Genomic DNA, 12,388 nt, shown 5'->3' on the forward strand with positions numbered 1-12,388 from the left:
GTTAGCATGGTGAACTTAGGTATTGTGTTGCAATTAAACACAATATAACAACACGTAAAAATGGAGGAAGCGCAAGCCCAACTCGCCGCACTCGTAGAGTTTCTGATGAGGTCACTATAGGCAAAGACTTAGAGGTATTAAAGTAATCAAAAGATAGTCGAGTCGTTCTCAAAAGAATTTTTAATTGAAAACAAGGCTTATCGAATTACATTGAGTATAGGGGGCTCTATATCCCAAAGATGGTAATACATCACTCATTGAGAAAGCAGATAGGGTAATGTACTATGTAAAAAAGCAGGAGGAAAATAATTTTAAATTTGTTGCCGAGACTATTCCTAAATTAACACGTTAAACATTGTTCTCTTGTCGATATGCTATAATCTAGAAAAAGCCAAGGAGCCGATTATGGAAAAGGCGGAATCATTAAAGTGTAGTAAAATTGATGTTATAGATGCTATATATAATCGTAGAGCTGTGCGTAATTATTTACCTCAGCAAGTCGATGCAGAAATTATTAATCAGCTCTTAGATGCAGCAATTCATGCTCCTTCCGCACTTCATGAAGAATCTAGAGCATTTGTGGTTGTTCAAGATAAATCCTTATTAGATCGTATCTCAGATAGTGCGAAGTTGCTAACAACCACAAAGGAATATAAAAACCTACAGGAAGAACACATTTTGCAAGTCGTGCAACAAAAAGAGTTCAATGTTTTCTACAATGCCCCAACTTTAATCGCCATCTGCAGTACGTTTAAGGGCGAGTTTGTTAGTGCGGATTGTTGGTTGGCTGCTGAGAATCTAATGCTTTCAGCTCTTACTTTTGGTCTTGGTTCCTGTGTCATCGGGTTTTCACTCCCTGCATTAAATTTACCTGAATGGAAAGAAGAGTTAGGAGTTCCTAAAGAAATGACCGTTGTGGCGCCGATTATTCTCGGCTGGCCTGCAACTGCTACATTGGCCACTTTGCATAAATCACCTGTAATCTTAAAGTGGGCATAAAGCCTGCTTTTGAGATTAGGCCATCCTTCGACCCTTTACCAATTATAGGGAAAATATTATGAAATAGAAGTTTTCTGAATGCAAGGATGCCGCTTCGGAATTGAGCGTATCGCTTTAACGTATCATGTTATCCTGGTGCCTAGAAAACCGGTGATATGATGAAGGAAGAGGGGGTATCTAACCTAATGAGACAACTCCTTGGGCAAGAAGATCGGAAATATCGATTTCATTGCTTTTATGAATAATAGTATTACATGAAATAATTTGCGCAGCTCCAGCACTAAAAAGCCTATGTTCTGTTTTTTGATCAAACAAAGCATGTACCCCAATACATATAGCTTCTTTAAATCCTAAGAATTGCACCTGTTTAAGTACCGCAAGCATGCTTACTCCCGTAGAAATCACATCATCGACTAATACCGGGGTTTGTCCTAAATTTTTGATTTCTGGTAGAGTTATAATTACTTTTCGATCTCCCAGGCGTTGTTTTTCTCCTATGATAAATGGTAGGTTTTGCTCGTCAGCTATTGCCGATACCCACAGCCTACTTTCTGCATCCGGCCCTATCAGGAGTGGCTGTTTTATATGATTTGCAACCCATTGCGAAATTTTTCTTGTTGCATGTACGGTTAATACTTTAGATAGCGTATAAATTTCTGATAGCTCATGAATACGATGTAAATGCGGCTCCATGGTTATCATATAATCAAAATAATTCGATATTAATTGCGCAAAAAGGACGGCACTAATCGCTTCTCCCGTATGAAATTGTTTATCTTGCCTCATATAAGGAAGATAAGGACATATCAGACATAATTTTTTAGTTCCTAATTCTTTAAGCGTGCGTGCCATAAAAATTAAAGGTAATATTTTGGCGTTTGGATGATTAAGGGTGCAAATCAAAATTGCGGTTTTATTTTTTACTTCCGAATGAATACGGATATAGGATTCTCCATCTGGAAAGGAACGAATTTCAGCTTCTCCTTGCTCGATCTTAAGTTTTTGCGCAAGTGATTGCGTCAGCTCTTGGTTTCCTGGCAATGAAAAAATAATTTTCCTTTCCATATTCCTCGCCTTTTAGTTAGGTTCAATTTTAATGATATTGGGCATAGATAAGGCATATGTGCAGGAATAATCCAATTCTCCTTGAGATTCGGCATGAATCGTATATAAGGGCTGTCCTTTTATAACTCGGGTACCTAATTTAGCAAAAAACTCAATGCCTGCAGCAGGATCATGGGGCGCACCTGCTAATTTAGCGACTTTAGCCAGATTTCGATTATCAATTTCAGTGACTATTCCATTGCCTGAAGCAAGGATTTCTCGGGTTAATGACGCTGTTTTGGGCTCTTTGAATCCCCCTTGAGCGTTACAAATGGCTAAAAATTTTTTTAAGGCTACACCGCTTTCCAGTATTTGTTTTGCCAAATAGCTACCTTGACCTGCTGGAGCTTTTCCACCAAATTCTAATAAAATTCCAGCTAACTCAATAGCCTTATTTTTTAGATCGATTGGTGCTTGGTGTTCATTATGTAAAACAGCCAATATATCTTTTGCCTCCAGGGCTGGGCCGATTCCTATTCCTAAAGGTTGAGTTCCAGTTGTTTTTAAGGCTTGTACATGAATGCCCAGTGCTTTGCCCACTAAAAAGAAATAATTCTGATACTCAGCGAATTCCCCATCAGAACGGATTTTTGCTGTAGGGCCTACAGGTAAATCAATTAACACATGAGTGGCGCCCACGGCAATTTTCTTAGAAAGCACGGATGCAATCATTTGTCCCAGGGGATCCAAATCTAAAACACGCTCGACGCGAATCAATATATCATCGGCGGGACTTAAGCCTAGAGCCCCTCCCCAAGCCATACATCCCCCCTCAGCTTCAACTACATGTTGTATTTTATCCACAGTGAGGTCTACGGTAGTCATTGTTTCTACGGTATCGACGGTACCTGCAGGTGAAGTAATTGCTCGTGACGAGGTTTTCGGGATGATCAGTCCTGCTGCTGCAACAATAGGCACCACAATAGGAGTTGTTCTATTGCCGGGGATTCCTCCCACACTATGCTTATCAAGTATCATAGCATGAGGCCAATATATTCGCTCACCAGTGTCAACCATTGCTTGAGTTATGTACGTAATTTCTTCTATGCTTAAATTATTGCTGCAGGCAGTGATAAAACTTGATAAGTGGATGTTGGAATATTTGCCAGCAACAATATCACTAATGATTTCATAAAACTCTGCTGCATTTAATGTATTTCCATGAATTTTTGCTCTCACATGGCTTATGGAGGTTACAGGGGGTAAATGTATTATATTGATTAAATCCCCTATTTGAGCACCAAGGCGTTGCCAGGCACTTTCTGACAAGCTGGCCTCATTTTCTTTAAGGATGTTTGAGTGAACGATATTCAATGTAGCTACAATGGATTGATTATTTAACGTAACAACCACTTGGGATAGAGATTCAAAGCCTTCTGATTTGCAAATAAAGCAGTCGGAGCGCATATAAATAATAAATTCTTGTAAGGTATCAATACCTAATTTGACTAACTTTAATTGATTAAATTTGGTACTCATTCATTAGTACTCGCTATAGCATGTGCTGATCCAAATAATCTGGAATCACACAGTTCCAGTGAAACTTGTGCTCAATTTTTTCTTTTAGTGCTTGAGCGGCTCCTTTTTCTCCATGAGTAATAAAAATTGTTTTGGGTGCATTAGGCAGGCGAGATAACCAATCGAGCATTTCTACATAATCTACATGAGCGGATAGATTTCCCATCTGCGCTACTTCCGCTTGAATGGGAACTAATTGCCCAAACATTTTAACTTCCTTTTCTCCACGAATAATTCGATCACCCCGAGTACCACCTGCTTGGAATCCGGTGAATAAAATTGTATTTTTGTAATTAGGAGCAAAAGTGCGAATATGATGAACCACTCGTCCTCCGGTTGCCATGCCACTAGCAGAGATTAAAATCATGGGCATTTTTTTTGTGGCAATTGCTATTGATTCATCTACAGTACGGATGTATTGAGCTACATTACATACAGCAGCACATTGTGCAGGAGTTAAGCGATTTTCTAGCGCATGCCGTGAAAAAATTTCGGTGGCATTTGTCGCCATGGGGCTATCCACAAAAATAGGAAGATCTGGAATTTTATTTTTTGCTTTTAATTGTTGAATATAATAAAGCAGCATTTGAGTGCGACCGACTGCAAACGCAGGAATTAAGACCATCCCTCCTCGTTTCACCGTACGGTTTATTATCTCACCCAGTTGTATTTCAGGATCCACCGTTTCATGTAAACGGTCCCCATAAGTGGATTCAATAACCAAATAATCCGCTTGGGGGGGAGGTTCAGGTGACTTCATAATCGGGTCATTAGGACGCCCTAGGTCGCCTGAAAAAAGGATGGAGGTTTGTTGATCTTCTAATTTAATTGAAGATGCACCTAAAATATGACCGGCATAATAAAAAGTGGCATAAAGGTTTTTACCAAGCTCAACGCGCTCATTTAAATTTATGGTTTGAAAATAGCTTAATGCAAGTTCAGCATCTTCCTTGGTATAAAGAGGAATTGCAGGATGATGTTTTGAATAGCCTTTTTTATTTGCATAATGGGCCTCTTCTTCTTGTAGATAGCCACTGTCTGGTAATAATATTTTGGATAATTCACAAGTAGCTTTGGTGCATATTATTTTCCCCCGAAAGCCATTTTTTACAATTAACGGAATATAACCACTATGATCAATGTGAGCATGCGTTAATAAAATATAATTAATTTCTGTTGGGTTGATGGGTATCGGTGACCAATTTCTTAAGCGTAATTCTTTGTAACCTTGGAAAAGACCGCAATCAACAAGTATTTTTATCTGGTTCATTTGGATTAAATATTTTGAACCAGTTACAGTTTGCGTTGCACCTAAGAATTGTATTTTCATAGTCTATTATAGAATATTCGTTAATAAATTCAGTATAGCATCTACTTAAAAAACGACTGTCATTTCGACATTTCGTTGATGAAGAGCATTTGCTCCGAGGTTGTCGCTGATTAAATCAAGCATATATTGAAAGTGTAAATAAAAGGAGAGGGGAATGGCATGCGGGTCCCTTTCTATCCTAGATTCGCTTGTTGTCTGTGAGAGATGAGCTCGTAAAGTTCAACTTTGACTATTTATAAACATATTGAATTTACACTAATTATTTGTGCCTATATTTTTTCCTTTGTGCTTCTAATTGAGCGACACATAAAGTACACTCCGCGTTTTTAATTAACGCTATTGTTGAATTTATGCCACCAAAAAAAGAAAAAAAAGTGAAAAAAGAAAAGAAAGTTAACTTTGCTTCCGATGTCCAGACTCAAGTTGTAGCGGATGATCCTGCTGTTGCCGCGGTTTCTCGGTTTGTTAAAAATGCATACGGAAGCGTTTTGCAGCGCACGAAAGATGGCAGTCGCAGAGAGGCTGCGAAGCAAATTTACCGCGAATTTACTACGTACCTCGATCAGTTAGATCAACAAGATTTTCCACTGCTGGAATTCGACGCGAATGAGGCGACACGAGTGGCGCACTCTGATCCTCGTATTACCATTTATTGTGTGTTAATGAAGGCATTGGGAACTAATGATGCGAGTTTATTCCGTTTCCCGTATCAAAATAATGTTATAAAATTCAGTATTAGTGGTTCGCCCGTTGCTCCCGAGAATAATTCATTTGCTCAATGGGGGATTTTTACCAGGGTAGCAGTTGCGGCATTGCAAAAAGCTATTCCTGAGGCGGATTTAACGGCATGGGTTGTTCCCGAGCCCAGTCAGGTAATGAGTAATTCTAATATTCAAGAACAACAAGAGTCATCTACAGATGCTTCATTGCTCGTTGACGGACAGGAACAGCAATACTCAGTAAGTGGGGATTCTACTTCAGCGACTCCACTCGTTGAGCCCCAAACTGTTCCACAAGAATTGGATAATTATGATTTTAATGCATGGCAAGGTCCTGCAGAATTAGCATCTTTACGGGCAAGTATTAAAGCCATGCATACTTATGGTTGGCGCTTAAAATCAGCCTGTCCTCAAAAAGCAAATGCGGCCATGCGGTTAGCTATAGAATTGACGCATGATTTAAAAGATTATTATTCAGCTTTGCCCGAGGAGCAAAATAAGGAAACTTTTAAAACTGATTTTCATCGTAAGTTACATTCTCAAGATGATTTATTGTCTACTCACCGTCATTATTCGAAAGTGATCCTGGCTAATATAGCGATTGCGCTAACTGGCATAGGCCTAGCCGCGATAGTTGTGTCCTTTTTAGTTCGCGGGCATGGTTTTTATAATTCGACTCAAGGCCAAAATAGTGTGAATGATATTGACCAGCAATTTGATAAATCGCTAAGGGTAACGTAGTTCTTTTGCGCTACGCCGCCTGTTCATTTTAGAGGATTATTTTTTATGACTATATTTGAAATACTAAAAAAAATTTTTTGCTGTGGTAGTTCGACTGTTTGCCCAGAGGAACAACCCATTTTGTCTGCCGCTGATTCAGGCAACGGCATTTCTAATCAGGATGCTTATATCTATATAGGCAATGCGGGTATAATTACCACTGGAACTGAGGGGGTAGGGGTTGAGGAGAATGATTACGCTCCAAGAACACCAGCTAAAAAATTGGTAGGAACTGCTAGCACTCCACCTTCTCCTGGCCTTTCTTTGGGCGTAAATATCCCGACTCAATCTCGTTCGCAACATCGTCGTACGCCTTCTTCGTCAGCGTTTTTTGATGGTGAGCCGTCCTCCTCAACCCCAAGTACGCCACCTTCTCCTGGCCTCTCTTCAGGTGTTCACACCCCTAAGCGGTCAGTTAAAGGCGGCAGTACTCATCCTTCTCCAGGTTTATCTTTAGGCGTTTACACACCAGAGCATTCGTCAACTAAAAGTGGCAGTACTCATCCTTCCCCGGGCTTCTCTTTAGGAGTTCACACACCTAATCATTCGCCCATTAAAAGTGGTAGTGCCCATCCTTCTCCAGGCTTCTCTTTCGGAGTGTACACCCCAAACTATTCGCCAACGAGAAGCGGTGGGAGTATGCCTTCCTCTCCAGGCTTTTCTTCAGATTTAGACGACGATGATGAAGATATTACACCGCAATTGGGGCTTTAATCGTCGGATGAGCTTGATAATTCAAAAATTCAAAATCTTCATAAACATAGTCAAATAAGGAATTTGCTTTCCGTTTGATATGCAACTGAGCCAAAGGATATGGCTCCCTATCTAATTGGGTACGTGCTTGTTCCAAATGATTTAAATATAAATGACAATCGCCACCCGTCCAAATAAACTCACCTGCTTCTAGTCCACATTGTTCTGCCACCATGTGTGTCAGCAGGGCATAAGAAGCAATGTTAAATGGCACACCTAAAAAAACATCCGCAGAACGCTGATACAATTGGCATGACAGGGTGTTATTGGCTACATAAAATTGAAACAGAGCATGACAAGGCATTAATGCCATTTGATCCAGCTCCCCTACATTCCAGGCACTGACAATTAAGCGGCGGGAATCGGGATTCTTTTTGATTTGCTCGAGCACCTCACTGAGCTGATCAATATGACGACCGTCAGTAGTGGGCCAGCTACGCCATTGTTTGCCATAGACAGGGCCTAAATCGCCATTGCTATCGGCCCATTCATCCCAAATGGAGACGCCATTTTCTTTGAGGTAGGCAATATTGGTGTCGCCTTTTAAAAACCACAGTAGCTCATGTACGATGCTGCGCATGTGTAGCTTTTTCGTGGTGACTAAAGGAAAACCTTGGCGTAAATCAAAACGCATTTGATGGCCAAATACGGATAAGGTTCCAGTACCTGTGCGGTCTGTTTTTTCAGTTCCGTGTTGTAAAATATGTTTTAATAATTGCAAGTATGTTTTCATCGTTCAGCTCGCCACCATAACCAAAGTCCCAATAGTATCATAGGAACGGATAAAATTTGACCCATAGTTAGCCATCCAAATGCAAGATAACCTAATTGTGGGTCTGGTTGGCGGAAAAATTCCGCAATAATTCGGCATACTGCATAACCTATAAGAAATACAGCGGATACGCGGCCAACAGGGCGACGCTTATTGGCGTAGCACCATACTAAGATAAACAAACCAATACCTTCTAAACCAAACTCATAGATTTCTGATGGGTGGCGAGGTTGCTCGTCAACATGGCTGTAGATCATGCCCCAAGGAACATCAGTTACTCGACCCCATAATTCGCCATTGATGAAATTACCAACACGGCCCGCCCCCAGACCTATAGGGACTAAAGGTGCAATAAAATCTCCGACTTCCCAGAAGGGGCGTTTGTATTTGCGCGCAAACAGCCATAAAGCGCCAATAACGCCTAATAACCCTCCATGGAATGACATTCCTCCTTCCCAGATTTTAAATAATGATAAAGGAGTATGGATTAATACAGGGAAATCATAAAAGAGCATGTAGCCAACACGACCGCCGATGATGACGCCCAGTGCGGCATAAAAAATCAAATCACTAATTTGGTCTGAATTCCAATCTAATTTATAGTGTTTCATGCGCCAATGAGCGAGAAGCCAGGCACTCACAAAACCAATGAGGTACATTAAGCCATACCAATGTACTTGGATGGGGCCTAGGGAAAATGCAACTGGATTAATGTAGGGGTAGTGGAGCATAAGCGATAAATTCCTTTAAAGAAGCATTTTTAATGAGGTTAAAATAAGCAATACGATAAAGCCATACCTTAATTGATGGATTGGTAATTTGTAGTGCAAATTAGTACCTATGGGGGCGAACATACTGCTGGTCGCGCCAACGAGGAGAATAGCGGGCCAGTAAACATAGCCCAGGGTATAAGGGATAGTCGCTGTTTCATGGAAGCCGGTGATAATAAAGGTTATGGTACCAATTAGGGCGATAGTAAACGCACAGGAATTGGATATGCCTGCAATTTTGCGTGCGGGGATGCCACAGTAAGTCATGAAGGGAACGATTAAAATTCCCCCTCCAACTCCGAGCAGCCCGGCAATAAGGCCGATAGAAAAGCAAATAAGAACGATTATCCATTGTTTAGGGAATGACTCCGAATGTTCGTTGCGCTTATCGACCAGCATTTTGAGGGCAACAAAAAGCAAAAAAATACCAAAAAATGTTTTTAACCAAGCATTAGGTATTACTGCAGCAAGAACAGAGCCTGATATCGTCCCTGCAATGAGGCCAGGCCATAATTTCTGCAGTACTGACCACTGGATATTGCCCACATTGTGGTGCGATCTGACCGCTGAAAGAGAGGTAATAATCATGATAGCCAAAGAAGTACCAACGGCAACATGCATGAGCATATCAGGAGGAATAACCTCCATTTGCTGAAAGACAAAGACTAAGCTGGGAATAACAACTAAACCACCCCCAATTCCAAATAAACCAGCAATAATTCCTGCAAAGGCGCCAATTAATAAGTAAATGACTCCATTAAGAATTGCCATCGTCACTATATAGGCTTCCCGGCCCTAATTAATCCGCCCAAGCCCTCTGCCTCCAATGCTTTTTCTAAATGGAGACGAATTTCTGCGGGATGCTCAAATTCAAGTACTTCAGCAAGAATTTTACGTGCATTAGCAATCGCTAAATTACGAATCACATATTTTACCCGGGGTAAGCTAGCCGAGTTCATACTTAAGGTATCAAAGCCCATCGCAATTAATAAAATTACGGCTAAAGGATCGCTGGCCATTTCACCGCAGATACTCACTTCAACCCCGGCCGCATGACCTCCCTCAACAACTTTAAGTAAAACGCGTAACATGGCAGGATGCATGGAGTCATAGAGACTAGCTACACGCGCATTATTTCTATCTACCGCTAAAAAGTATTGGGTTAAATCGTTACTACCTACGGAAATAAAATCGACACGTTTGGCGATTTCGCGCGCAAGATAAGCGGCGGCAGGTACTTCAATCATCACCCCTAATTTGGGTTTGGCGATGTTACAGCCTTCTTCCAGCAATTCAGCATAAGCTTGGTCAATCAGATAAGTTGCCTCTTCGACCTCGCTCAGAGTGGTTACCATTGGCAGCATAATACGCAAGTTATTTAATTCTTCACTGGCACGCATCATAGCCCGTACTTGCATAAGGAATACATCAGGATGATCGAGGGTAACCCGTATACCGCGCCAACCCAGGTAGGGATTATCTTCTTCCACCGGGAAATAGGGTAAAACTTTATCGCCACCAATGTCTAAGGTACGCATGGTCACAGGGCGTGGGGCGAATGCTTTGAGGGTTTGACGATAAATAATGGTTTGTTCATCTTCGGAGGGGAATTGATCCCGACTCATAAATGGAACTTCAGAACGGTATAAACCAACCCCTTCAGCGCCCACACTCATGGATAGACCAGCATCCATGGCAAGTCCTGTATTAACTTGTAAGGAAATTTTGTAGCAGTCTGTGGTTTCTGCAGGTTTATCGCGAAGACTGACCAAACTTTGATTTAGCGCTTGTTCTTCTTGTTCTAAGAGCTTAAATTCACTTAATACTGCTTTTGAGGGCGAAACATGGACCTGTCCAAAATAACCATCGACAATAATGGCCCGTCGGTTAACATATTCTAGTTTTAAACCACGAACTCCCATCACAGTGGGCACGCCCAAGGCTCGCGCTAAAATAGCGACATGGGAGTTATTCGAGCCCTTGGCAGAAACAACACCCGCCAGGCAACCTTCGGGGACTTCCGCAAGCGCTGCTGCGGTTACTTCATCGCCAATCAAGATGGTGCGGTTCGGATAAACTAATTCTTCATGTTGTGACCATTGCAATGCCGCCAAAACACGTCGGCCCAGATCACGAAAATCACTAGCCCGTTCACGCAGGTAGGAGTCTTCCATGCTTTCAAACTGCGCCACATGCTTTTTGATTACTGTGGCTAAAGCTGCTTGCGCACTGATTTTTTCTTCGCGAATGACCTGGACGACTTCCGCCCCTAAGCTGTCTTTATCCAGGATACGTAAATAAACATCAAATAAGGCATGTTCTTCTTCGGCAACCACGGCTTTCATGCGTCGCCCTAAGCGCAGCATGTCATCTCGAGTCGCTTCTAAGGCTTCATAAAAGGTGCTGATTTCTTCATCCAATGTTTCTACCGGATGACGAGGAACTGCATCAATATCTGCTGGAGGATATACCACAACTGCGGTACCAATACCGATACCTGGAACAGAACCAATCCCGGCCAAAGCGGTGGATGTGGATTCAATTTTTTCCACTCCCCCGATGGGCTTGGGCTGGGTAAGCTCAGCTAATTCACCAGTGGCTTCTGCATGGGCGATAATACCCCCAGCTGAGCGGCCAGCGTAATTAAGAAGGATTCTTCGGTATCATCAAAACAGCGTTGTTCAGTTTGCTGAATAATTAAAACACCGTAGAGTTTACGATGTTGAATGATGGGAACCCCAAGAAACGCTTTAAAGCGTTCCTCACCTAATAAGGAATGATGATAAAAATCAGGGTGGGAGGGCGCATCTTCCAGATTAATAGGTTCTTCTCGTCGACCTACTTGACCAATCAAGCCACTGTCGAGGGCGACACGGACTCTAGACTCGGCTTGTTTATTTAAGCCCTCAGTCGCGATGAGCACGTACTCAGCATGTTTGGTATCAATAAGGTAAACGGATACGGCCTCGGCATTAATGGCTTTATTAATTTGTTGCACCAAAATGCCAAGAGCCTCAGAGAGCTGTTGGGCTGCGGTGACTTCTTGAACTATTCGTTTCAGTACCTTAAGCATCTACGCCAATGATTACCTCTTTTTCCGTTTCATACCGTAAGGAGTACGACGATTTTTTTTTAATAAAGGTTCCAACTCTTTTAAGGCTTGAGAATAAACTTGGCGCTTAAAAAAGATAACCTGCCCTTCTGGTTCATGAAAATCTATCCAACGCCAGCTATCAAATTCTGGCGAATCGCTCAGATCCAGCTTTACTTTTTGTTCACTGGCAACAAGTTTTAGTAAAAACCATTTTTGTTTTTGGCCGATTACTAAGGGCTCACTACCATGACGCAGATATTGTTTCGGAAGTCTGTACTTAAGCCAACGCTTAGTAGAACCGATCACATCAACATCTTCTTTATCTAATCCTATTTCTTCATGCAACTCTCTGAACATGGCTTGTATTGATGTTTCCCCAGCAGCTAGTCCACCTTGTGGAAATTGCCAGGCATCATGACCACTTCTTCTTCCCCAAAATACTCTGTTTTGGTCGTTGACTAGGATAATACCTACATTCAACCGATAACCGGCACGATCAATCACCATGATGTCACTGTTTCGACTAAATCGCTAATACCTTGATTTTTC

At 41.7% G+C, this 12,388-nt stretch carries 10 protein-coding genes and 1 pseudogene; 3 read left to right on the forward strand and 8 right to left on the reverse strand.

What is annotated here, in order from left to right:
• Positions 1-405 precede the first annotated feature (405 nt).
• Positions 406-999, forward strand: a complete 594-nt coding sequence (locus E1P08_RS06285; protein WP_133136176.1) for a nitroreductase family protein — start codon at positions 406-408, stop codon at positions 997-999.
• 177 nt (positions 1,000-1,176) lie between these two features.
• Here E1P08_RS06285 and E1P08_RS06290 read toward each other — a convergent pair whose 3' ends face one another.
• From E1P08_RS06290 to E1P08_RS06300, 3 genes are read right to left on the reverse strand one after another with little or no spacing between them, the layout of a single operon-like run.
• Positions 1,177-2,064: a ribose-phosphate diphosphokinase gene (locus tag E1P08_RS06290; RefSeq protein ID WP_133136177.1), complete on the reverse strand. Its 888-nt coding sequence runs from the start codon at positions 2,062-2,064 to the stop codon at positions 1,177-1,179.
• Positions 2,065-2,076: 12 nt separating this feature from the next.
• The gene (locus E1P08_RS06295) at positions 2,077-3,582 is read right to left on the reverse strand and encodes a thymidine phosphorylase family protein (RefSeq protein WP_133136178.1); all 1,506 of its coding nucleotides are present in this window, start codon (positions 3,580-3,582) and stop codon (positions 2,077-2,079) included.
• A 13-nt stretch (positions 3,583-3,595) separates the two neighbouring features.
• The gene (locus E1P08_RS06300; protein WP_133136179.1) at positions 3,596-4,951 is read right to left on the reverse strand and encodes an MBL fold metallo-hydrolase RNA specificity domain-containing protein; all 1,356 of its coding nucleotides are present in this window, start codon (positions 4,949-4,951) and stop codon (positions 3,596-3,598) included.
• A gap of 350 nt (positions 4,952-5,301) precedes the next feature.
• Here E1P08_RS06300 and E1P08_RS06305 point away from each other — a divergent pair, with 350 nt between their 5' ends.
• The gene (locus E1P08_RS06305) at positions 5,302-6,411 is read left to right on the forward strand and encodes a hypothetical protein (RefSeq protein WP_133136180.1); all 1,110 of its coding nucleotides are present in this window, start codon (positions 5,302-5,304) and stop codon (positions 6,409-6,411) included.
• A 45-nt stretch (positions 6,412-6,456) separates the two neighbouring features.
• On the forward strand, positions 6,457-7,164 hold the full coding sequence (locus tag E1P08_RS06310) for a hypothetical protein (RefSeq protein WP_133136181.1): 708 nt from the start codon (positions 6,457-6,459) through the stop codon (positions 7,162-7,164).
• On the opposite strand, the gene thyA is transcribed toward E1P08_RS06310, so the two are convergent.
• The 5 genes and pseudogenes from thyA to E1P08_RS06335 all read right to left on the reverse strand — a co-directional run bounded on the left by thyA (position 7,142) and on the right by E1P08_RS06335 (position 12,346).
• The gene (gene thyA / locus E1P08_RS06315) at positions 7,142-7,936 is read right to left on the reverse strand and encodes a thymidylate synthase (RefSeq protein WP_133136182.1); all 795 of its coding nucleotides are present in this window, start codon (positions 7,934-7,936) and stop codon (positions 7,142-7,144) included. The two genes, E1P08_RS06310 and thyA, sit on opposite strands and share 23 nt — an antisense overlap.
• Entirely contained in the window at positions 7,933-8,706 is a 774-nt protein-coding gene (gene lgt / locus E1P08_RS06320) for a prolipoprotein diacylglyceryl transferase (RefSeq protein WP_133136183.1), read from the reverse strand. Before lgt ends, thyA begins: the two co-directional genes overlap by 4 nt.
• A 15-nt stretch (positions 8,707-8,721) precedes the next feature.
• Positions 8,722-9,516, reverse strand: coding sequence for a sulfite exporter TauE/SafE family protein (locus E1P08_RS06325; RefSeq protein WP_133136274.1), 795 nt, complete (start codon positions 9,514-9,516; stop codon positions 8,722-8,724).
• A gap of 5 nt (positions 9,517-9,521) precedes the next feature.
• A pseudogene (ptsP, locus tag E1P08_RS06330) lies at positions 9,522-11,818 on the reverse strand (phosphoenolpyruvate--protein phosphotransferase).
• Positions 11,819-11,830: 12 nt separating this feature from the next.
• Complete coding sequence (locus E1P08_RS06335; protein ID WP_133136184.1) at positions 11,831-12,346, reverse strand: RNA pyrophosphohydrolase; 516 nt, start codon at positions 12,344-12,346, stop codon at positions 11,831-11,833.
• Positions 12,347-12,388: the final 42 nt, after the last annotated feature.

The organism is Legionella rowbothamii (assembly GCF_900639985.1).
Lineage (GTDB): Bacteria > Pseudomonadota > Gammaproteobacteria > Legionellales > Legionellaceae > Legionella > Legionella rowbothamii.

What these genes read in the sequence shown, in the direction of transcription:
- E1P08_RS06305 (WP_133136180.1), top strand. Translation starts at nt 5,302, where the DNA reads ATGCCACCAAAAAAAGAAAAAAAAGTGAAAAAAGAAAAGAAAGTTAAC.
- E1P08_RS06290 (WP_133136177.1), bottom strand. Translation starts at nt 2,064, where the DNA reads ATGGAAAGGAAAATTATTTTTTCATTGCCAGGAAACCAAGAGCTGACG.
- E1P08_RS06285 (WP_133136176.1), top strand. Translation starts at nt 406, where the DNA reads ATGGAAAAGGCGGAATCATTAAAGTGTAGTAAAATTGATGTTATAGAT.
- thyA (WP_133136182.1), bottom strand. Translation starts at nt 7,936, where the DNA reads ATGAAAACATACTTGCAATTATTAAAACATATTTTACAACACGGAACT.
- E1P08_RS06335 (WP_133136184.1), bottom strand. Translation starts at nt 12,346, where the DNA reads ATGGTGATTGATCGTGCCGGTTATCGGTTGAATGTAGGTATTATCCTA.
- E1P08_RS06310 (WP_133136181.1), top strand. Translation starts at nt 6,457, where the DNA reads ATGACTATATTTGAAATACTAAAAAAAATTTTTTGCTGTGGTAGTTCG.
- E1P08_RS06295 (WP_133136178.1), bottom strand. Translation starts at nt 3,582, where the DNA reads ATGAGTACCAAATTTAATCAATTAAAGTTAGTCAAATTAGGTATTGAT.
- E1P08_RS06325 (WP_133136274.1), bottom strand. Translation starts at nt 9,516, where the DNA reads ATGGCAATTCTTAATGGAGTCATTTACTTATTAATTGGCGCCTTTGCA.
- E1P08_RS06300 (WP_133136179.1), bottom strand. Translation starts at nt 4,951, where the DNA reads ATGAAAATACAATTCTTAGGTGCAACGCAAACTGTAACTGGTTCAAAA.
- lgt (WP_133136183.1), bottom strand. Translation starts at nt 8,706, where the DNA reads ATGCTCCACTACCCCTACATTAATCCAGTTGCATTTTCCCTAGGCCCC.